The 19,590-nt window shown below is 70.5% G+C and carries 21 protein-coding genes; 13 read left to right on the top strand and 8 right to left on the bottom strand.

Features of this window, described 5'->3' with window-relative positions; genetic code table 11:
* Positions 1–55: 55 nt before the first annotated feature.
* Both C2L58_RS36330 and C2L58_RS36335 read left to right on the top strand, forming a co-directional pair.
* Positions 56–1,372, top strand: coding sequence for a GH1 family beta-glucosidase (locus C2L58_RS36330; protein WP_103342171.1), 1,317 nt, complete (start codon positions 56–58; stop codon positions 1,370–1,372).
* The gene (locus C2L58_RS36335; RefSeq protein ID WP_103342172.1) at positions 1,365–2,633 is read left to right on the top strand and encodes an MFS transporter; all 1,269 of its coding nucleotides are present in this window, start codon (positions 1,365–1,367) and stop codon (positions 2,631–2,633) included. The genes C2L58_RS36330 and C2L58_RS36335 overlap by 8 nt, the downstream gene beginning before the upstream one ends.
* 381 nt (positions 2,634–3,014) lie before the next feature.
* Here C2L58_RS36335 and C2L58_RS36340 read toward each other — a convergent pair whose 3' ends face one another.
* Positions 3,015–3,428, bottom strand: coding sequence for a hypothetical protein (locus tag C2L58_RS36340; RefSeq protein WP_103342173.1), 414 nt, complete (start codon positions 3,426–3,428; stop codon positions 3,015–3,017).
* Between the two features lie 12 nt (positions 3,429–3,440).
* On the bottom strand, positions 3,441–3,779 hold the full coding sequence (locus tag C2L58_RS36345) for a hypothetical protein (RefSeq protein WP_103342174.1): 339 nt from the start codon (positions 3,777–3,779) through the stop codon (positions 3,441–3,443).
* Between the two features lie 318 nt (positions 3,780–4,097).
* Here C2L58_RS36345 and C2L58_RS36350 point away from each other — a divergent pair, with 318 nt between their 5' ends.
* Together C2L58_RS36350 and C2L58_RS36355 are read left to right on the top strand one after the other, a co-directional pair.
* A complete protein-coding gene (locus C2L58_RS36350; protein WP_103342175.1) occupies positions 4,098–5,483 on the top strand; it encodes a helix-turn-helix transcriptional regulator in 1,386 nt (461 codons plus the stop codon).
* Between the two features lie 22 nt (positions 5,484–5,505).
* Positions 5,506–6,393, top strand: a complete 888-nt coding sequence (locus tag C2L58_RS36355) for a phosphotransferase enzyme family protein (RefSeq protein ID WP_103342176.1) — start codon at positions 5,506–5,508, stop codon at positions 6,391–6,393.
* A gap of 210 nt (positions 6,394–6,603) precedes the next feature.
* Here the strand turns inward: C2L58_RS36355 and C2L58_RS36360 are convergent, their stop codons facing one another.
* The 4 genes from C2L58_RS36360 to C2L58_RS36375 form a co-directional block, all read right to left on the bottom strand.
* Positions 6,604–7,632, bottom strand: a complete 1,029-nt coding sequence (locus C2L58_RS36360) for a copper resistance D family protein (protein WP_103342177.1) — start codon at positions 7,630–7,632, stop codon at positions 6,604–6,606.
* A complete protein-coding gene (locus tag C2L58_RS36365; protein ID WP_199191623.1) occupies positions 7,632–8,180 on the bottom strand; it encodes a copper resistance CopC family protein in 549 nt (182 codons plus the stop codon). The genes C2L58_RS36360 and C2L58_RS36365 overlap by 1 nt, the downstream gene beginning before the upstream one ends.
* Positions 8,181–8,945, bottom strand: a complete 765-nt coding sequence (locus C2L58_RS36370; RefSeq protein ID WP_103342178.1) for a YcnI family copper-binding membrane protein — start codon at positions 8,943–8,945, stop codon at positions 8,181–8,183.
* A 76-nt stretch (positions 8,946–9,021) separates the two neighbouring features.
* Positions 9,022–9,522, bottom strand: a complete 501-nt coding sequence (locus tag C2L58_RS36375) for a hypothetical protein (RefSeq protein WP_103342211.1) — start codon at positions 9,520–9,522, stop codon at positions 9,022–9,024.
* Positions 9,523–9,814: 292 nt separating this feature from the next.
* On the opposite strand from C2L58_RS36375, the gene C2L58_RS36380 reads away from it, so the two are divergent.
* The 4 genes from C2L58_RS36380 to C2L58_RS36395 are packed head-to-tail and all read left to right on the top strand — an operon-like array spanning position 9,815 to position 13,353.
* Positions 9,815–10,462: an ABC transporter permease gene (locus C2L58_RS36380; RefSeq protein WP_103342179.1), complete on the top strand. Its 648-nt coding sequence runs from the start codon at positions 9,815–9,817 to the stop codon at positions 10,460–10,462.
* Positions 10,455–11,621 (top strand): ABC transporter ATP-binding protein, encoded by a 1,167-nt coding sequence (locus tag C2L58_RS36385; RefSeq protein WP_103342212.1) that lies wholly within the window; start codon positions 10,455–10,457, stop codon positions 11,619–11,621. Before C2L58_RS36380 ends, C2L58_RS36385 begins: the two co-directional genes overlap by 8 nt.
* On the top strand, positions 11,618–12,397 hold the full coding sequence (locus C2L58_RS36390) for an ABC transporter permease (RefSeq protein WP_103342180.1): 780 nt from the start codon (positions 11,618–11,620) through the stop codon (positions 12,395–12,397). The genes C2L58_RS36385 and C2L58_RS36390 overlap by 4 nt, the downstream gene beginning before the upstream one ends.
* On the top strand, positions 12,394–13,353 hold the full coding sequence (locus C2L58_RS36395) for a glycine betaine ABC transporter substrate-binding protein (RefSeq protein WP_103342181.1): 960 nt from the start codon (positions 12,394–12,396) through the stop codon (positions 13,351–13,353). Before C2L58_RS36390 ends, C2L58_RS36395 begins: the two co-directional genes overlap by 4 nt.
* Before the next feature lie 58 nt (positions 13,354–13,411).
* On the opposite strand, the gene C2L58_RS36400 is transcribed toward C2L58_RS36395, so the two are convergent.
* Positions 13,412–13,873: a DUF6474 family protein gene (locus tag C2L58_RS36400; protein ID WP_103342182.1), complete on the bottom strand. Its 462-nt coding sequence runs from the start codon at positions 13,871–13,873 to the stop codon at positions 13,412–13,414.
* 90 nt (positions 13,874–13,963) lie between these two features.
* On the opposite strand from C2L58_RS36400, the gene C2L58_RS36405 reads away from it, so the two are divergent.
* From C2L58_RS36405 to C2L58_RS36425, 5 genes are all read left to right on the top strand, one after another.
* Positions 13,964–15,604 (top strand): TM0106 family RecB-like putative nuclease, encoded by a 1,641-nt coding sequence (locus C2L58_RS36405; RefSeq protein WP_199191624.1) that lies wholly within the window; start codon positions 13,964–13,966, stop codon positions 15,602–15,604.
* A gap of 82 nt (positions 15,605–15,686) precedes the next feature.
* Positions 15,687–16,316, top strand: coding sequence for a PadR family transcriptional regulator (locus C2L58_RS36410; protein ID WP_199191625.1), 630 nt, complete (start codon positions 15,687–15,689; stop codon positions 16,314–16,316).
* 6 nt (positions 16,317–16,322) lie between these two features.
* Positions 16,323–16,976 carry a class I SAM-dependent methyltransferase gene (locus C2L58_RS36415; protein WP_103342185.1) on the top strand — a complete coding sequence of 218 codons (654 nt, stop codon included), beginning with the start codon at positions 16,323–16,325 and terminating at the stop codon, positions 16,974–16,976.
* A 92-nt stretch (positions 16,977–17,068) separates the two neighbouring features.
* Complete coding sequence (locus C2L58_RS36420; protein ID WP_103342186.1) at positions 17,069–18,067, top strand: ArsR/SmtB family transcription factor; 999 nt, start codon at positions 17,069–17,071, stop codon at positions 18,065–18,067.
* A 111-nt stretch (positions 18,068–18,178) separates the two neighbouring features.
* On the top strand, positions 18,179–18,577 hold the full coding sequence (locus C2L58_RS36425; RefSeq protein ID WP_103342187.1) for a hypothetical protein: 399 nt from the start codon (positions 18,179–18,181) through the stop codon (positions 18,575–18,577).
* Between the two features lie 52 nt (positions 18,578–18,629).
* On the opposite strand, the gene C2L58_RS36430 is transcribed toward C2L58_RS36425, so the two are convergent.
* A complete protein-coding gene (locus C2L58_RS36430) occupies positions 18,630–19,388 on the bottom strand; it encodes an SDR family NAD(P)-dependent oxidoreductase (protein ID WP_103342188.1) in 759 nt (252 codons plus the stop codon).
* Positions 19,389–19,590: the final 202 nt, after the last annotated feature.

Raw genomic sequence — 19,590 nt, forward strand, 5'->3', positions numbered from 1 at the left:
TGAGAACTTTTCATGTTCACCCTTGTGGGTGCCCTGACGAAGGGGTCAGCAGCCGGTGCAGAACCCGATCTTCCCGCCCGACTTCCTCTGGGGTGTTTCGACATCGGCGTTCCAGATCGAAGGTGCCACCAGCGAAGGTGGGCGTGGACCGTCCATCTGGGACACGTTCACCGCGACCGAGGGCAAGATCGCCCGCGGTGAACAAGCCAACGTAGCCGCCGACCACTACCACCGCTACCCCGAAGACATCGCGCTGATGGCGGAACTCGGCGTCGGCGCCTACCGGATGTCCATCGCCTGGCCCCGCATCCAGCCCGACGGCAAGGGCGCACCCAACCCCGAAGGCCTCGGCTTCTACGACAAGCTCATCGACGCCGTCTGCGAGGCGGGCATCGCTCCCGCCGTCACGCTCTACCACTGGGACACCCCCCAAACCATCGAAGACGAGGGCGGCTGGCTCTCGCGGGCGACCGCTGAGCGCTTCGCCGAGTACGCCCAAATCCTCGGAGACCGCTTCGCCGATCGGGTGAAGCTGTGGATTCCGCTCAACGAACCGATGGTCATGTCCATCTTCGGGTACGGCATCGGGGAGTACGCGCCCGGCAAGGTGCTGCTGCTCGACGCCATCCCGACCGCGCACCACCAGAACCTCGCGCACGGGCTCGCCGTCCAAGCCCTCCGCGCGGCCGGCGCCACGAACATCGGCACGGCCAACAACCACTCGCCCATCTGGCCCGCGGACGACGACGCCCAAGACGCCGCTGAATACCTCGACGCGCTGCTCAACCGGCTCTACGCCGACCCGATGCTGCTCGGCAGCTACCCCGAGCAGCTCCACCCGCACCTCCCCGCCGGGTTCGCCGACGACCTGCCCACCATCGCGCAGCCCCTCGACTTCTACGGCGTCAACTACTACGAGCCGCAGGGGGTCGCGATGCCCGGGCCGGGCAACCCGCTGCCCTTCGAGCTGCGCGACATCGAGGGCTACCCGATGACGACCAACGACTCGCCGATCGTCCCGCACGCCCTGCGCGAGCTGCTGCTGGACTTCCACCACCGCTACCAGGACAAGCTCCCCCCGATCCAGATCACCGAAAACGGCTGCAGCTTCGCCGACGAAGTCGCCGAAGACGGTGGTGTGCACGACCCCGAACGCATCGACTTCCTGCACAGTCACCTCGTCGCGCTGCGCGAGGCGATGGATGCCGGTGTCGACGTCCGTGGCTACTTCTGCTGGTCCCTGATGGACAATTTCGAGTGGTCCAAGGGTTACGCGCCGCGCTTCGGCCTGGTGCACGTCGACTACGAGAGCCTGCGGCGGACGCCGAAGGACTCGTTCCACTGGTACCGGAAGCTGGTGCGGAATGAGTAGTGTGACGACCGCGGCCACCGGCGTGCCGGAAGCGCTCGCCGAGCCCGTCGTGCGGGTGCGGCCCGGCTGGATGAGCCTGCTGTTCTTCGCGAACATCGCGCTCTGGCTGGGCGTGTACGCGCCGATCCAGGTGCTGCTGCCTAAGCAGGCCGAACTGCTCGACCAAGTGAGCAAAGAGAGCGTTCTCGGGTTGGTGATGGGCTTCGGCGCGGCGGTCGCGCTGGTGGCCAACCCCACGATCGGGCTGCTGTCCGACCGCACCTGCTCCCGGTTCGGCCGGCGGCACCCGTGGACCGTCGGCGGTGCGCTCGTCGCCGCCGTCGGGCTGGTGGTGCTGGCGTTCGCGCCGACGGTCGCGGTGATGATCATCGGCTGGTGCCTGGTGCAGGGCGGCCTCAACGGCATGCTCGCCGCGCTCATGGCCGCCCTGCCGGATCGGGTTCCGGTGCAGCAGTTGGCCGTGGTCGGCGGCCTGGTCGGCATCGCGCAAATGCTCGGCACCGTCCTGGGCGCGGTCGTGGTGGTCGTCGTGCTCGGCATCGCCGGCCTGCCGCTGGCCTACTCGGTCTGCGCGGGGATCGTGGTGATCGGTGCGGCGCTCTTCGTCCTCTGGACGCCGGACGCGCGGTTGCCGGTCGAGTTCCGGCCGCCGTGGGTGCTGCGCCAGGTGCTCCGCGACTTCTGGGTTTCGCCCCGGAAGTACCCCGACTTCGCGTGGGCGTGGAGCTGCCACTTCATGATCAACCTCGGCAACGCGTTCGGGACGCTGTACCTCCTGTTCTTCCTGCAGGACGCGGTGCACTACGCGGACCCGGAAAACGGCCTGCTGATCATGATGGGCCTGTACGGCGTCGCGCTCGTCGGCGGCGCCGTGCTCGCGGGGTACTTCTCCGACAAGTCCGGTCGGCGTAAGCCGTACGTCCTGGTGGCCTCCGGAGTGATGGCGCTGGCCGCTTTGCTGCTGGTGCTTTGGCAGAGCTGGCCGGTGGCGCTCGCCGCGTCGCCACTGCTCGGCGTCGGTTTCGGGGCGTACATGGCGGTCGCGCTGGCGATGCTGACGCAGGTGCTCCCCGCCGCGCAGAACCGCGCCAAGGACTTCGGGATCATCAACATCGCGAACTCGCTGCCGCAGGTGGTCGCCCCGCTGCTGACGCCCCTGCTGCTGGCCCACGTCGGCGGCTACCCCGGGCTGTTCGCGGCCTCCGCGGTCGCGACGCTCCTGGCCTCGGTGCTCGTCTTGCGCGTGAAGGCGGTCCGCTAAGCCCAACCGAAACAGTGAAGGCCGCACTCGGGGAGTGCGGCCTTCACTGTTTCAGGGTGTGGAACCGCGGGCCGGTGCCGGTCGGGGGAGGGGAGTGCAACGGCACCGGCCCGCGGAATTCGGGGGCCGCTCGGAGGCGGGGTGACAGCAGGACCAGACCCATGGTCCAACGCCGTCTTCGATGATCAATCTAGCGGGGGATTACTGGCTGGGCTAGGCCTAACGCGTATTTTTTTCGATTAATCGCGGTGGGGACCGGGTGGTGGCCGAGGACCGGTTCGCGCTGCTCGGGGGTGCGGGCGAAACAGTCCTCGGCCGAAGGCGAGTGCCGACGCGGGTCCGATGGGGCGATCGGCCGGCCGTGGCTCGCCTGTCAGGGGGTCAGGCCGTGACCGCTCGGCGCGGGTTCACCAGCGCGTGGCGACCGGTGGTCTCGGCCGAGGTGGGCGGTGCGGGGTGCGCCGTGACCGGGTTTTTGCGGCGGCCCTGGAGCCGGTTGTCGGCCGACTGCTGCTGCGGGGCCAGGCCGCCGGCTACCAAGTGTTCGTGCGCGACCTGCCAGACCGAGCACGGCGCCTTGCAGCGGTGCCACCGGGTCGAGCAGGTCGGGCAGTCGCCGCGCTCGTCGGGCTCGTGCATCTTCAGCATCGCGCGCCACGCCTCGGTCAACCGGGGCAGTTCGGAGCGCGCGACCGAGACGAGCGACTGGGCGTCGGCGCGGTTCGCCAGGTCGGTCAGCATGTCGAGGCGCTCCCAGACCGCATTGCGGAGGACCTGCCCGAGTACCTGATCCATGTCAGCTCACCGTTACCTTTCCGCCATCTTGGCGGCTTCGTTGAGCGCGGCGCGCAGCTGTCCGAGCTGGCCGGACGTCAACCGCGCGGTCTCACCGGGAGGCGAGACCAGTACCACCTGGTTGTCCTCGACGAACACCGTCACCGCTCGCTCGCGGCTGATGAGGTCGCCGCACTGCACCCGCCACACGAGCTGACCGCCCTCGTAGTGGCGGACGCTCGCGGTGCGGGGGTCGACCGCGGCGGCGGGGGTGACGGGGCGGACGGCGGAGACGGGAGGGACCGTCGCCGGCCGCACGGCGCGGGTGGCCGTGCCGGCATGTCCCCCTGCGAACGAGTCCACGAACTCCACGCCCTTCTCCGCTCTGTCGAAAGTCTCCGAAGATGCCTTCTGCAACATCGCACTTGCGCAACGCTGCGGTTTTCGTAGCTCTCCGTGATCGCTACCGGTGTGCGGCCGGTGACGGAGATCTGACAACTACAGTGAGGTGAAACCGGGTGCGATAGAAGGTGGAACCGGCGTCATAGCGGTGACTGGGCTCGGTTCCACGGTAAGCGGTCAACGGACTTCGCCCGGACCGATCAGGGCACCAGTTCGGCTGTTCACACGGTTCACCAGGTTTGCCTACGCTGTTTTACAGACGCCCGACCGGACAGTGGAGGGGGCGCGATGGACGCCAGTAACGGTGGCAGTGCCGAAGCCCGGCAGAGCCACGCAGTTCCCGCTGACGCGTGGGAGCAGCCGGAGATGAGAACGGCTCTCGCGTCTCGCGAGATCAGCGCCGTGTACCGGCTCCTGCGCAAGCACGGTGTCTCGCAGCGCCAGATCGCCGCGATGACCGGCCAATCCCAGTCCGAGGTGTCGGAGATCCTCAAGGGTCGCCAGGTCATGGCCTACGACGTGCTCACGCGGATCGCCGACGGCCTGGGCGTCCCCCGTGGGTACATGGGCCTCGCCTACGACGAGGCCACGGCGATACGCGTCGTCGGCTCCGCCGACGGCCAGCAGGCTGAGGAGGACGAGTCCGTGAAGCGACGGAGGTTCCTCGCGCACGCTGCCCAGGTCACGATGGGCGCGGCAGTGTTCGGTCCCGAATCGGGCACCTGGGCGGCCGGGCCGGCCAGGACACCGGCGCCGGGGCGCATCGGCATGACCGACGTCCGCCAGGTCGAAGCCGCAACGCGGGCGCTGCGGGCGCTCGACTACCAGTACGGCGGCGGGTTCTGCCGCGACGCCGTCGTGGCCCAGCTGTCCTGGGGCCAGCAGATGCTCGAGGCGCACGGCACCGACCTGGTGAAGAACCGGCTGTACGTGGCGCTCGCCGACCTCCACTCGCTGGCCGGCTGGACCTCCTTCGACACCGGCCTGATGGACTCCGCCCGCGGCCACTTCGCGAACGCGCTGGACCTGGCCAAGCAGGGCGAGAACCACCCGCTCGTGGCCAACGTGCTCTACCGGATGGGCCGCGTCTACCTGCACCAGGACGCCCCGAACGACGCGCTGAAGCTGTTCCAGCTGGGCCAGATCGCCGCCCAGGAAAGCGGTTCCGAGCTGGCCGTCTCCGTGCTCTGCGCGAACGAGGCCTGGGCCTACGCGATGATGGGCAACGAAGAGCAGGCGGTGAAGCTGCTCGGCCGGAGCAAGGACGAGTTCGAGCGCGCCAACCTGGCCGAAGCCGAGTCGTGGGTCAAGTTCTTCACCGAGACCGACGTCTACGCCATGGTCGGCACCGTCCACACGGTCCTCGCGCAGAAGAACGCCGAGCACACCAAGTACGCGATCCCGGCGCTGACCAAGGCCGTCGAGACCTACGACGACGAGATGGCCCGCTCCAAGACGTTCATGCTGAGCGCGCTCGCCACCAACCACCTGCTGGACGGCGACCTCGACCACGGCGCCAAGGTCGGCGGCAAGGCCATCGACTGCGCCGAGGGCATCAAGTCCGAGCGGGTCAAGGACCGGATGCGGCCCCTGCAGGAAGAGGCCGAGCGCCGCCGCAACAACGCCGACGCCCGTGACCTCGCCGACCGGCTCCACGCTTTCTACGCCGCATAACGCCGAAGGCGCCGGCGCGGTTTTGGACGGCCGGTTCACCTCCGGGAAGCTGCGTGGCGTGCTGGCCGAGACCTGCGCGCTGCTGGACCTCGACCCGGCGGGTGCGCGGTTGCTGCGGTTCACCAACAACGCGGTGTACGCGCTGGTCACGGCCCCGTTCGTGGTCCGGATCGTCGGCTCGACGCAGCTGCGGCACCGGGTCGGCACGGTCGTCCGCGTGGCCCGGCACTTCGAAGACCACGGTGTCCCCGCGATCCGGCTGCTCGCCGACGTCGAACAGCCCTTGGAGGTCGGCGGGCACCTGGTGACCGTGTGGCACCAGGTTCCGAGCATCGGCCGCGCCGCGACGTCCGTCGACCTGGCCCGGCTGCTGCGCCAGGTGCACGCCCTGCCCCCGCCGCCCGGCCTCGCCGAGTGGGCGCCGTTCGCCGCGGTGCGGGCCCGGGTGTCCGACGCCGAAGAGCTCGGCGACGCCGACCGGGAGTTCCTGCTCGACCGCTGCGCCGAGCTCGAAGCCGAGCTCGCCGAGCTGGAGTTTCCGCTGCCCAGGGGGCTGGTCCACGGCGACGCGTACCCCGGCAACGTCATCCCCGGTCCGGACGGCCCGGTGCTCTGCGACTTCGATTCCTCGTGCGTCGGGCCGCCGGAATGGGACCTGACGCCGCTGGCGGTCGGCCGCGAGCGGTTCGGCGACCCGCCGGTGCGCTACCGGACGTTCGCCGCGGCGTACGGCTTCGACGTGACGTCCTGGCCCGGCTTCACCGTCCTCCGGGGCATCCGCGAGCTGAAGCTGACGACCAGCGTGCTGCCGATCCTGCGCAGCCGGCCGCAGGTCCGGCCGGAGCTGTACCGGCGCCTGGACGACTTCCGCAACGCGCGGACCGACACGCGGTGGACGCGTTACCGATGACCCTCATCTGTCACTTGGTGTGATCGAGGCCACAGTCTGCACGTGCATTCGACGACGGCAAATGACCGTTCGTCGCATCCAAAAGGCGGCCCGCTCTGGGTAGAAAGTTCTGCCCGACCGGTCAACCCCAATGGGTCACCGGTCATCCCAATGCGCAAGTTGCAGCTACTCGCCGTGACGTCACACCGGCTCCTACCTGCAGTTACAAGGTCAGGAAGCGACGACCGGCGCCCGCGTCAGCACGACGGCGAACCCGAAGGCGAGTCCCATCACGGTCAGCTCGAGCGTCCCCCACGCGGCGAGCGCCGTGCGGTCGTGGCGGACGATCCGGGGCATCAGGCGCCAGCGGACGTGGGCCCCGAGCACCGCGATGACGCCGGTGCACACCAGCTTGAGGACGAGCAGCCGCCCGTACGGCGTCGTGAAGATCGCGGCCCAGAACCCGATGGTCGGGTTGAGCGAGATCTCGACCAGGCCGTTGAACAGCCCGGTGGCGGCGGAGATGACCAGGCAGAGCGTCGCGAGCTTCGAGAACCGGGGCAGCGCGTGCGCCAGCAGCGTCCGGTTCGCCACCAGGAGCACGGTCATCGCGCCGAGGCCGCCGGTCCAGGCGACGGCGCTCATCACGTGCAGCTCCATCGAGATCATCGTGTAGTCGTGGTAGCTCCAGTTCGACGCGTGCCCGGTGACCGGCAGCGGCAGCAGCGCGAACAGGCCGAGCCCGACGCGGACCTCGGCGGGCACCTTCTCCCCGAAGCGCAGGGCCAGCGCGCCGATCCCGGCGTGGACGAGCGCGAGCACGGCGACGATGACGAGCGCCTTCCCGGCGCCGACGTCGGCGATGTACCGGCCGAGGTCCGACGGCGAGAGCGTCGACGAACCCGGCTTGTACTCCGCGGTCTGCAGGATCAGCGCGACGACCGCGGCCGTGGCCCAGACGAGCGCGGCCGCGACGCCGGCCGGGCGGGCCAGCCGCATGATCGGCTCGGTGAGCTTCGGCCGGTCGTAGCCGACGAGGACGGAGAGCAGCGCGAGGCCGATCGTGGTGACCGCGGCGAGGTCGAGCAGGACCCGGACGACCGGGATGCCGGCCGAGACCACCGCGCTGGGCTCCACCACACCGGGAACCGGGGCGGTGGACATGAGCGCGACGCCGATCAGGGCGCCGAGCAGGGCCGCCGTCACGACGCAGAGCAGCGTCGAACAGCGGACCTTCGTGGTGGCCTCGGCCTGGGTCATCAGTTCTTCTCTTCCACCGACCGGCCGGACCGCAGGGCCACGGTCAGCCCGATCGCCAGCAGCACGACCGCGCCGGCGATCCAGACCCAGATCGGCACCCCGGTCGACGACGACTGCGGCGCCGCCGACGAGGAGCCGCCCGGCGACCTCGCCGCGTCGACGGTCGCCGGGGTGCCGGTGCCGGCGGTCGTCAGGGTGAAGGTGAGCTCACCGGTCACCGGGTGGCCGTCCGCGGACAGCACCCGGTAGCCGACGGTGTACTTCCCGGCCGGCCCGAGCGGCCGCAGGGGCGCGGTGACGACGTTGTTCACCACGCCGATCGGCCCCTCGGCCCACTGGCCGCCGCCGGGTCCGGTCACCGCGATCTGGTTGACGTCGGCGCCCTGCACGTACTGGTCGAAGGTCAGGCTGATCTTCGCCGGGCCGGCGGCGACGGACGAGCCGTTCGCCGGGTCCGAGGAGATCAGCACGTTGTGCGCCAGCGCCGGGGTGGCCGTGCCGAGCACGGCCACCCCGGTCAACGCCAGCGCGACGAGCGCCTTCCGCATCTAGCTGTTGCCTCCCGACTTGACCGTGGCCTTGCGGGCCCGGATGGTCGCACCGGCTCCGACGCCGAGGCCGATGGCGCCGACGAGCAGGCCGGCCCCGCCGAGCCAGCGGGCCGTGTTGTCCGACGTCGCCGCCGCGGCCTCAGTGTGCTCCCCGGTCGTGGCCGCCGTGCCCGGGGCCATCGCGGCGTGGTCGCCGTCGCCCGCGGCCTTGGCGGCCAGCTTGACGGCCGGCGCCGGGTGCTCCGGCTCCTCGCCGTTCGCCGGGGTCGGCTGGTTCCAGTCGACGACCTTGCCGTCGCTGTAGGTCTGGTGCGCCGGGAACTCCACTTCGTCCACATTGGTCGGCAGCGGGCCGAAGGAGACCGAGAACTCCTGGTAGTCGGTGGCCTTGAGTTCGCTGCCCGGCTGCGCGGTCCAGGTGACCGCGGTGACGGCCTCGGTGATCTGGGTGCCGTTGTCCTTGGTGATCGGCGCGGGCAGCTTCGACTTCGTCACCTCGGCGGTCCAGCCGGGGAGCGGCTTGGTCCGCACCGAGCCGATGCCGTAGTCCGCCTTGAATTCGACGGCGACCTTCGTGGTGGTGAGGGGGTCCTTCTCCTCACTCGGCACGCGGAAGACGATCGCCGCGTAGCCGCCCTTGGTGGGCTGCGGGCCGTAGACGTTGGCGGTGACGTGCGCGGACGCGACGCCGGTGCCGAGGAGACCGGCGACACCGACGGTGGCGGCGAGGAAACCGGCGCGCTTGAAGACGTGCTGGGACATGGGTTCACTCCTGATGAACTCAAGAACGGGGACGGCTCGGTTCGGGGACCGGCCGGTGTGGGGGATGAGCTGGGGTTCAGGAGTGGACGGGCGGGCCGCGCCGCCCGCGGATCCGGCGCAGGTCGACGCCGACGAGGTGGTCCGGACCGGCCGTGCGGGCCGGGACGAGCGCGGGCGCCGCGGACGGCACCGGCAGCGGGGTCAGCAGCCGCGGCAGGATCGCGCGCAGCACGGCCAGCACCGTGAGGAGCATCGTGTCCGCGCGGGCGAGCAGCAGGGCGGTGAGCACGGTCGCGATCGCGTGCGCGAAGACCATGCCGGGCCCGGTGGTGCCGGGCGTCGCGGCCATGTCGTGCTCGTGGTGCTCGGCGAGCGTGGTGAGCAACAGGTGCATCACCAGCTGGGCGGCACCCAGCAGGACGACCGTGGCGACCGGCCCGCGTGCCTTGCGGGCGAGGGCGGCCGCGGTCCAGCCGAACAGGCCGGTGAGCAGGACGGTCATCGCCGGATCCGGCAGGCCGCCGTCGGCGAGCCGGTGCGCGGTGACGGAAAGTGCCCCGGCACTCACGGCGAGCAACACGCCACGGGTAGCACTGAGCACGGCGGGACGCCGTGCCGGATCGCTCATGAGGAGCAGCCTAAGGGACCTGCTTCGCTGTGAGCGTGTGATCCCGTGAAGTGAGCACACATCGAGTTCACGTCCCGGATTGCGCTCCGGTTCAGGTGATTTGTTGCCGATCTCCGGCCGGTAGGCCACGGTGGGCCGATGACCGGGGTTTGGACCGGTCGTGCCGTGGGTACTGAGCCGTCGGTCAGGAACTAGCCCATTCGGGTGAAGGCCGGCGCGAAGGGCGGGAGAGCGGACACGGATGAACCTCTTCGACTACATCTCCGACCGGGCGAGCAAGCTGTGGCTTGAGGCCTATTTGCACACGAGCATGGTGGTGCAGTGCACCATCCTCGCCGCGGTCCTCGGCGTGCTGATCGGGGTCGCGGTGTACCGCAGCCCGATCGGTTCGGCGGTGGCCACGGCGCTGGCGAGCACGATCCTGACGGTCCCGTCGTTCGCCCTCCTGGGCCTGCTGATCCCGCTTTCGGGGCTCGGTCCGACGACGGCGGTGATCGCGCTGGTGCTCTACGGCCTGCTGCCGATCGTCCGGAACACCATCGTCGGGCTCGACGGCGTCGACCCGGCGGTCACCGACGCCGCCCGCGGCATCGGGATGAGCCGCTTCGGCGTGCTCACCCGGGTCGAGCTGCGGCTGGCCTGGCCGGCGATCCTCACCGGCATGCGGGTGGCCACGCAGATGCTGATGGGCATCGCCGTGATCGCCGCCTACGCGAAGGGGCCCGGCTTCGGCGCCGAGGTCTTCTCCGGGCTCACGAACGCGGGGAGCACCAACTCCCTGAACCAAGCCGTCACCGGCGCGGTCGGGGTCGTCATCCTCGCCCTGCTCCTCGACGGCATCTACGTCCTGATCAAGCGCTTCACCATTTCTAGGGGTGTCCGTGGCTGAGAACGAGGAAGTCTCCGGCGTCGAGATCGAGCTGGAGCACGTGACCAAGCGGTACCCCGGCACGCGCGAAGCGGCGGTCGACGACTTCTCCATGGTCGTGCCCGCCGGCAAGATCGTGGTTTTCGTCGGCCCGTCCGGCTGCGGCAAGACCACGACCATGCGGATGATCAACCGGCTGATCGAGCCGACGTCCGGCCGGATCACCATCGGCGGCGAAGACGCGCTGAAGCTCGACGTCGACACCCTGCGCCGCCGGATCGGCTACGCGATCCAGCAGGCCGGGCTGTTCCCGCACTTCACCGTCGCGCAGAACATCGGCGTGGTGCCCGGCCTGCTCGGCTGGGACAAGAAGAAGGTCGGTGACCGGGTCGAGGAGATGATGGACCTGGTCGGGCTGGACCCGGCCGACTTCCGCGACCGCTTCCCGCGCCAGCTGTCGGGCGGTCAGCAGCAGCGCGTCGGCGTGGCGCGGGCGCTGGCCGCGGACCCGCCGGTGCTGCTGATGGACGAGCCGTTCGGCGCGGTCGACCCGATCACCCGCGGCAACCTGCAGGACGAACTGCTGCGGCTGCAGAGCGAGCTGCAGAAGACGATCGTGTTCGTCACGCACGACTTCGACGAAGCCGTGAAGCTGGGCGACAAGATCGCGGTGCTCGGCAACCAGTCGACGATCCTGCAGTACGACACGCCCGAAGCGATCCTGGCGAACCCGGCGGACGACACGGTCGCGGGCTTCGTGGGCGCGGGCGCGTCGCTGAAGCAGCTGACCCTGCTGCGCGTCCGGGACGTCGAACTCCAGCAGGACGCGCTCACCGTGACCGTCGACGAGTCGCCCGCCTCGGTGCGGGAGAAGCTCGACAAGTCGCGCCGGCACTTCGCGCTCGTGCTGGACGCGCGCCGCCGTCCGACGCGGTGGGTGCACGCGCGCGAGCTCACTTCGGCGACTTCGCTGGCCAACCTCGGCAAGCCACTGCGCGACCTCGTCAGCTTGCAGTCGACGCTGCAGGACGCGCTCGAGGCGATGCTCGCCGAGGGCGGGTCGGTGCCGGTCACCGGCGCGCGCGGCGAGTACGCGGGCACCATCCAGCTGGACACCGTGATCGCGACGATCCAGCAGCTGCGCGAGGAGCACACGAACGACGAAGAGGTGCCGGCATGACGGCCGTCGTCGACACCGGTTTCAGCACCGAGTCCGGCTCGAAACGCGCGGAACGCGTCCGGCTGTTCGCCCAGCCGGTCGTGGTGCTGGTGATCGTCGCGGTGACGCTGGTTTCGGTGTTCTCCAGCGGCCTGAACGCGACGGAGAAGGAGACGCTCAACGCGCCCACCTTGTTCACGGCGCTGTGGGACCACCTGCTGATGACGCTCGTGGTGACCGCCATCGTCGTCCTGGTCGCCGTCCCGCTGGGCGTGATCGTGACGAGGCCGTGGGCGCGCTTCCTGGCCCCGGTCTTCCTGGCGATCGCGAACATCGGCCAGGCCGCGCCCGCGCTGGGCGTGCTGGTGCTGTGGTTCATCGTCACCGGCGCGACCGGCGGGATCTGGGTGGCGGCGCTGCCGCTGGCGTTCTACTCGCTGCTGCCGGTGCTGCGGAACACGATGGTCGGCATCCAGCAGGTCGACCCGGCGCTGATCGACGCGGGCCGCGGCATCGGGATGTCGGCGACGGCGGTGCTCTGGCGGGTCGAGCTCCCGCTGGCCGTCCCGCTGATCCTGGCCGGCCTGCGCACCTCGCTGGTCTTGGCGGTCGGCACGGCGACGTTCGGCATGTTCGTCAACGCCGGCGGCTTCGGGCTGCTCATCGACACCGGCTACAAGCTGAACCTGACGTCGGTGCTGGTCACCGGCTCGGTGCTGGCGGTCGCGCTGGCGCTGCTGGTCGACTGGGTGGGCGCGGTCGCCGAACAGTTCTTCGGACCGAAGGGGCTGCGATGAAACTCCGGAGGCTGTTCGCCGTGGCCCTGCTGGGGGTGACGCTGTCGTCCTGCGGGCTGACGATCAACCAGGCTGTCCCGTACGACATCAAGCCGGGCTCGATCCAGCCGATCCCGTCGCTGCAGGGGCTGAAGGTGACGGTGGGGTCGAAGGACTTCACCGAGAACATCATCCTGGCGTACATGGCCGAGATGGCCCTGACGGCGGCCGGCGCCGACGTCGTCGACCTGTCCGACATCAAGGGGTCGAACTCCTCGCGCCAGGCGCTGCTGTCGGGTCAGACGGACATCACGTGGGAGTACACGGGCACCGGCTGGATCAACTACCAGGGCAACGAGCTCCCGGTCCCGGGCGGCGAGAAGGCCCAGTACGAGGCGACGGCCAAGGCGGACGAGGAGAAGTTCGGCGTCACCTGGCTGAACTACTCGCCGCTGAACGACCAGTACGCCTTCGCCGTGACGGAGGAGTACGGCGCGAAGAACAACCTGAAGACGACGTCCGACCTGGCGGCCTTCATCAAGCAGAAGCCGGACCAGGCGGTGTTCTGCCTGGAGACGGAGTTCACCAGCCGCCAGGACGGTTTCCCGGCGGCGGTCAAGGCGTACGGCTTCCAGAAGCCGACGGTGAAGAACTTCGGCATCGGCACGATCTATTCGGCGGTGGCGAGCGGAACCTGCCCGGTGGGCGAGGTCTTCACCACGGACGGCCGCATTTCGGGGTTGAACCTGCGGGTGCTGGAGGACGACAAGAAAGCGTTCCCCCAGTACAACGCGGTGGCGACGCTGCGCACGGAGTGGCTGAAGCAGCACCCGGAGGTCCGCGGCCCGCTGGAGAAGATCAGCGCGGCGATCGACAACGAGCAGATGGTGGAGCTCTGCAAGCAGGTCGACGTCGACGGCAAGGACACGGGCAAGGTGGCCCACGACTGGATGGTCAAGAAGGGCTTCGTGAAGTAGCCCGTCGTGAGTGGTAAGGAGGGTTCTAACCCTCCTTACCACTCACGACCGGTGGCCGTCAGAGGCCGAGGCGGTGCAGCAGCTGCCCTTCCAGCCGTTCCAGCTCGCCGGCCACCGCGCGGTGCACCGACTTGCGTCGCGCCGCCGGCATCCGCTCCGCCGCGCGCACCGAAGCCGACAGCTGCTCCAGCGTCCCGAGCGCTCCTTGGGCGAACTCCTGGTCCGCCTTCGACGCCTTCTCCGACTTCCGCAGGTCCTGGCAGCCCTCGGCCACCCCCGCGATCCGGGCGTGCAGGGCCGCGCCGCGGCCGGTGTACTCGCCCAGCCGGTCGATCGAGACCCCCAGCTTGCGGGCCTGGTAGCGGTCGTACGCCTCGCGGGCCGCGCCCGCCGCGCGCACCGCCAGCGGCGCCACCACCGGGAGCACCGCCGGGCTGAGCACCTTCGCCACCGCGACCGCGTTCTTCGCCCTCTTTGGGGTGAACCTGGCTTCACCCTCGACCTTGGCCTTGCGCGCCATGGCACCTCCTGCGACGTGTCGAGGTCGAACTTACTGGTCGCCCGGGTGGCGGGCATGTCGGCTCGGCCGTGGGAATCTAGAGTGATCTCCATGAACACCGAGGTGGTACTCGACGCGGGCGCGGTCAGCCGCTGCCGTCGCCGCGTGCACCTCGAGCACGACCCCGCCATGCGCGAGGTACCGCTTTCCCCGCCCGACCCCACCGCGCAGCAGCGGATCGACGACGCCACCGCGCACCGCGAGGACATCGTCGCCCGGCTGATGGCCGCCAACGACGACCACTGGGTGAAGATCGGCCGCGACCTCCCCGCCCACGAGCGCGTCGAGCAGACGCTGCAGGCCTTCGCCGACGGGGCGCGCTACATCTGGGGTGCGCTGCTGCCGGTCGACGCGGCCGGGCACCGGCGTGGTGGCATCGACCTGCTCGTCCGCACCGGCCACGGCTACGTCCCGGTGCTCGTCGTGCGCCACCGCATCACCGACCGCGGCGCCGGCGCGATCGTCACCGGGCTGACCGACCTCGACCCGGCCCACCGCGCGGCCGACGAGGGCCGCAAGGTCCGGTCGCAGCCGCGTGACCAGCTCCGGCTCGTGCACATCCGCCGCATGCTGCAGACGCTCGGGCGGGCCGACGAGAGCCTCGCGCTCGGTGGCGTCATCGGCCTCGACGCCGACGTCGTCGTCTGGCACGACCTCACCGCGGGCACCTGGCCCGGCGGGCGCACCGCGCTCACCGAGTACCAGGCCCGGTTCGCCGATCGGCTCGCCATCGCCACCGCCGCCGCGAACGGCGAGGAGCCCCTCGCCGAGCCGTCGCGCGTGCTGGAGTGCCGGCGCTGCCCGTGGTGGCCGACGTGCGAGGTCGTGCTCACCGACACCCGCGACGTCAGCCTCGTCGTCCGGGGCGAGGACGCGGTCGAGCTGCGCCGCGCCGGCGTGTCCACTGTGGACCAGCTGGCCGCGCTCGACCCGGCGGGCGAGCCGCTCGCGGTGAACTGGACCGGCGTCACCTTCCCGGACGCCGTCGTGCTCGCCCGGGCCTGGCTGGCGGACCTGACGCTGGTGCGCCGCGTCGGCCGGGTCGAGGTACCGCGCGCCGACGTCGAGGTCGACGTCGACATGGAAAGCTTCGGCGACGCCGGCGCGTACCTCTGGGGCTGCCTGCTCAGCGGCGCCGACATCGGCGTCCCGCCGGGCTACCGCGCCTTCGCGACGTGGGACCCGCTGCCCACCGACGACGAGGCCCGCTCCTTCGCCGAGTTCTGGGCCTGGCTCACCGACATCCGCGAGCGCACCGAAGCGGCGGGGCTGACCTTCCGCGCCTACTGCTACAACGCGCTCGCCGAGAACCGCTGGCTCTTCGGCTCCGTCGAGCGCTTCGGCGACCACCCCGGCGTGCCTGCGAAGAAGGACATCCAGTCCTTTGTGGATTCCGAGCAGTGGGTGGACCTCTTCCGCAGCGTCACCGACCAGTTCCTGTGCTCCCACGGCAAGGGCCTGAAGGTGATCGCCCCGGTGGCCGGCTTCTCCTGGCGTGACCCGGAGGCGGGCGGCGAGGCCTCGATGCGATGGTACCGCGACGCCGTCGGCATGGACGGCGAGAAGCCGGACGACGACCAGCGCGAACGGCTCCTGCGCTACAACGAGGACGACGTCCTCGCGACCCGGGCCCTGCGCGAGTGGATCGACGCGCGGGCGCAGGACGAGGTCCCGTACATGTTCGACCTCTGAGTAGTTCACCGGCTAAGACACTTGCCTACTGGCGTGTTCTGCGTAATACTCGTCTGCGAGTACTCGTAGACGAGGAGTTGTGATGAAACGGCGGAAGGTCGCCAACGTCCTGGGGCTGGCCGTCCTTTCCGTCGTGCAGGAACGCCCCATGCACCCGTATGAGATGGCGGCCGTGCTCAAGCAGCGCGGCAAGGACGCCGACATGCCGATCAAGTGGGGCTCGCTCTACACGGTTGTCGCGAACCTGGAGAAACACCGCTTCATCGAGGCCGTCGAGAGCGTGAAGGACGGTGGGCGGCCCGAACGGACCGTCTACCGCATCACGCCGGCCGGGCGCGAGGAGTTCGAGGACTGGGTCCGCGAGCTCGTCGGCACGGTCGACCGGGAACCGCCGCGGTTCAAGGCCGGGCTGTCGATGATCGGCGTCCTGGGTCCGGACCAGGCGATCAGCCGGCTGCGGGAGCGGCTGGAGCAGCTCGGCGAACGCGCGGAGGCGCACCGCGCGGCGCTCGAGCAGCTGCGGCCGCTGATGCCGCGGCTGTTCCTGGTGGAGGTCGAATACGACCTCGCGATGACGGAAGCCGAGGCGCGCTGGGTGCGCGGCTTCCTCGAAGAACTGACCACCGGCGCCCTGCCGGGCCTCGACGCCTGGCGGCGCTACCACGAAACCGGCGAATTCCCGGACGACCTGGGGGAGTTCGTGGAGAGGTAGGAACCGATGGAAACGACCCGCAAGCACAGAGTGCCCGAGATGGAGGGCTTCCAGGCCCGCTGGTACGCCAAGAACCGGGGCACCGAGGCCCAGCTGGCGCAGTACCGGCGGCAGGCGGCCGAGGTCACCGCGGGGCTGGCCGACGGCGCCGAGATCCTGGAAGTGGCGCCCGGACCCGGCTTCTTCGCCGTCGAGCTGGCCAAGCGCGGCTACCGCGTCACCGGGCTCGACATCAGCCACACCATGGTCGAGATCGCGCGGGAAAACCGGGCGGGGCTCGACATCGACTTCCGGCAAGGCGACATCACGCAGGCGCCCTTCGCGGCCGAGTCGTTCGACTTCGTGATCTGCCAGGCCGCGTTCAAGAACTTCCGCAAGCCGGTGACGGCGCTGAACGAGATGCACCGGGTGCTGCGCCCGGGCGGGTTCGCGGTGATCCACGACCTCAACCACGAGGCCACCGCCGCGGACATCGATCGCGAGGTCGCCGGGATGAACGTCGGCGTGGTCGCCGGCTTCACCGTCCGGAAGACGCTCGGGTGGCTGCGGCGCCGCGCGTTCACCGCCGCGCAGTTCGAGACGCTGGCCGCGGAAAGCGCGTTCGGCGGCTGCTCGGTCACCACCGACGGCGTCGGCCTGGAAGTCCGGCTGACCCGCTGAGCCTTGCTCCTATCGGCTGACCCGGGTACTTGCGCGCCGGGCCGCGAACTCCTGGACACGTAGGGCTTCACCGACGTGTCCGGGGGGACGTCGTGCCGCAGTTGCGGATCCACTTCACCGATGCCGACCTCGCGCGGACCCGGCTGAGGCCGGAGCTCGACCTCCTGTGGGAGGTCGTCGGCAGCGCGCAGGCCCTGCAGCACGGTGGCGGCGGGCTGCCGCTGAACCGCTGGCGTCGCCGGGTGCGCGGGTGCGTGCGCGAGGCGGGGGCCGTCCGGCTCGCGGTGCACACGGTGACGACGGTGGCGCCGCACGCGGCCTACTTCCCGGACTTCCTCACGCCCGCCGAGGAAGTCCGGGACATCGGCGAAGGCGCCGAGGCGGTTCTATCGGCTCCGCGGCGGCAGGTCCGCGAAGAGATCGGCCGGCTCCGGCCGTCCGGAGCGCCGGCCGCGCGGTGGCTGGGCGAACTCGCCCGCGGGAAGACCGCCGCGGCGCAGCACCTGTGCCGGGCGTTGCACCTGTACTGCGGAGCCCTGCTCGAACCGGACCTCCCGATGATCGGCGACGGGCTCCGCATCGCGTGCGCCGGCGGCATCCAGCGGTACCTGCGCGAAGGGCCCGAAGGCCTGCTGCGCTGGCTCGGCCCGGCCGCGCGCTGGCGGCCGCCGGTGCTCGTCGTCGTCGACTACCCGGTCGATCGCGACCTGCGTCTCGACGGCCGGGGCCTGCTGCTCATCCCCAGCTACTTCGGGGTGCACCACCCGGTGGCGCTGGCCGACCCCCGGCTGCGCCCGGTCCTGGTGTTTCCGATCGAAGCCGGGGCGCGGCTGCTGGCCGGGTGGCACGGCGGCGGTGACCACCTGAGTGCGCTGCTCGGGCCCACCCGGGCCACGATCCTGCGCTCGGTCGTCACCGGCGGCACCACCACCCGGCTGGCCCGGCAGGCCGGCGTCGCCCCGGCCACGGTCAGCCACCACACCGGCGTCCTGCGCGACGCGGGGCTCATCACGACCGACCGGCACGAGAACCTCGCGACCCACCACATCACCTCGCTCGGGCTGGCCGTGCTGACCTCCGGGGGCACCTAGCCGCCGGGAGTGTTTCGAGCGAGTTCGAAGGAGGCCTTCCGGTGCCCCACGCGGTGCCAGAGTCGTCGCCGGATCTCCTGATCCGGAAAGACGATCCGAGTGGAGGGTGAGATGAAGTTGCCGAAGTGGGGGGCTCTCGGTGCGACGGCGATCGGCGTTTCGGGGCTGATCGCGCTGGGGGCGCCGGCGGCGGGGGCCGCGAACGCCACGGACGTCGCGACACCGGCCCAGGGCGCGCAGCTGCGGGCGCTTCCCTGTGAGAACTGGACGGTCCAGATCCCCGAGGGGCACGCGTCGGGGACCTGGTGCAACAACTACACGACCGTGAGCGGGAGGGTGACCGACGACAAGGCCGACGGCCGGTGCCCGTACGTCCGCTCGCACTGGAGCAACGGCGGGGTCAGCGACAGCGCCTCGATCGGCCCGAAGGGCGCGTCCCGGACGTTCACCCTGAACGCGCCGTCGGGGACGACCTCGACGCAGGTCAGCATCCATTACGTCCTGTGCTGACCCGCTGACCACCCGAGGGCGGCACTTCCCGGGGAAAGTGCCGCCCCCGGCGTCAGCGTGGGGCCATCCGCAGCGAGCCGTCCATCCGGAAGACCTCGCCGTTCAGGTAGTCGTGGTCGATGAGCGACAGCGCGAGCTGCGCGTACTCGTCCGGCCGCGCGAGCCGCTTCGGGAACGGGATGCCGGCGGCGAGCGACGCGCGGAACTCGTCGCTGACCGTGGCGAGCATCGGCGTGTCGACGATGCCCGGCGCGATGGTCAGCACGCGGATGCCGTGCGAGGCCAGGTCGCGGGCCGCCGGGAGCGTCATGCCGACGACGCCGCCCTTGGACGACGCGTAGGCGACCTGCCCGATCTGGCCGTCGAACGCGGCGATGGAGGCGGTGTTGATGATGACGCCGCGGGCGTCGTCCTCGAGGGGCTCGGTCTTGGCGATCGCCTCGGACGCGACGGTCAGCACGTTGAAGGTGCCGACGAGGTTGATCTGGATGACCTTCGCGTACAGCGCGAGGTCGTGGCGGCCCTTCTTGGACAGGATCCGCGCGGACGGCCCGATGCCGGCGCAGTTCACCACGGTCCGCAGCGGCACGCCGGAGCCGGCCGCGGTCGCGACGGCGGCCTCGACCTGCTCGACGTCGGTGACGTCGGCCTCGACGTAGGTGATGCCGTCGACCTGCTCGGCCTTCTCGATCGAAGCGGCCAGGTCCAGCGCGAACACCCGCGCACCCTTGGCCGCGAGGGCCTTCGCCGTGGCCCCGCCGAGGCCGGACGCGCCCCCGGTGACGAGCGCCGCGGTGTCGGTGATCTGCATCTGTGCCGTTCCCTTCGTGGTCCGATTCGCGGACTCAGGTTAACGCTCGTTCGCCGGTGACATTCGGGGCTCCGCCCCGAGCCGGGGGCTCCGCCACCCGGACCCCCGAAAACAGGTGGAGGTTCGTGTCTTCGCTCACCGCTCTCGGGGGCGACCGTTCCCGTTAGCGTCGTGGTCAACTCCGGGTGTCACCTTCAGCAGC

The organism is Amycolatopsis sp. CA-126428, from assembly GCF_002904335.1.
Classification (GTDB): Bacteria; Actinomycetota; Actinomycetes; order Mycobacteriales; family Pseudonocardiaceae; genus Amycolatopsis.

Excerpts from the sequence above, each read along its gene's own strand:
- C2L58_RS36370 (WP_103342178.1), bottom strand. The coding sequence starts at position 8,945 with ATGTCCCAGCACGTCTTCAAGCGCGCCGGTTTCCTCGCCGCCACCGTC.
- C2L58_RS36335 (WP_103342172.1), top strand. The coding sequence starts at position 1,365 with ATGAGTAGTGTGACGACCGCGGCCACCGGCGTGCCGGAAGCGCTCGCC.
- C2L58_RS36415 (WP_103342185.1), top strand. The coding sequence starts at position 16,323 with ATGGAAACGACCCGCAAGCACAGAGTGCCCGAGATGGAGGGCTTCCAG.
- C2L58_RS36360 (WP_103342177.1), bottom strand. The coding sequence starts at position 7,632 with ATGACCCAGGCCGAGGCCACCACGAAGGTCCGCTGTTCGACGCTGCTC.
- C2L58_RS36410 (WP_199191625.1), top strand. The coding sequence starts at position 15,687 with ATGAAACGGCGGAAGGTCGCCAACGTCCTGGGGCTGGCCGTCCTTTCC.
- C2L58_RS36380 (WP_103342179.1), top strand. The coding sequence starts at position 9,815 with ATGAACCTCTTCGACTACATCTCCGACCGGGCGAGCAAGCTGTGGCTT.
- C2L58_RS36400 (WP_103342182.1), bottom strand. The coding sequence starts at position 13,873 with ATGGCGCGCAAGGCCAAGGTCGAGGGTGAAGCCAGGTTCACCCCAAAG.
- C2L58_RS36425 (WP_103342187.1), top strand. The coding sequence starts at position 18,179 with ATGAAGTTGCCGAAGTGGGGGGCTCTCGGTGCGACGGCGATCGGCGTT.
- C2L58_RS36395 (WP_103342181.1), top strand. The coding sequence starts at position 12,394 with ATGAAACTCCGGAGGCTGTTCGCCGTGGCCCTGCTGGGGGTGACGCTG.
- C2L58_RS36390 (WP_103342180.1), top strand. The coding sequence starts at position 11,618 with ATGACGGCCGTCGTCGACACCGGTTTCAGCACCGAGTCCGGCTCGAAA.
- C2L58_RS36340 (WP_103342173.1), bottom strand. The coding sequence starts at position 3,428 with ATGGATCAGGTACTCGGGCAGGTCCTCCGCAATGCGGTCTGGGAGCGC.
- C2L58_RS36430 (WP_103342188.1), bottom strand. The coding sequence starts at position 19,388 with ATGCAGATCACCGACACCGCGGCGCTCGTCACCGGGGGCGCGTCCGGC.
- C2L58_RS36405 (WP_199191624.1), top strand. The coding sequence starts at position 13,964 with ATGAACACCGAGGTGGTACTCGACGCGGGCGCGGTCAGCCGCTGCCGT.
- C2L58_RS36350 (WP_103342175.1), top strand. The coding sequence starts at position 4,098 with ATGGACGCCAGTAACGGTGGCAGTGCCGAAGCCCGGCAGAGCCACGCA.
- C2L58_RS36365 (WP_199191623.1), bottom strand. The coding sequence starts at position 8,180 with ATGCGGAAGGCGCTCGTCGCGCTGGCGTTGACCGGGGTGGCCGTGCTC.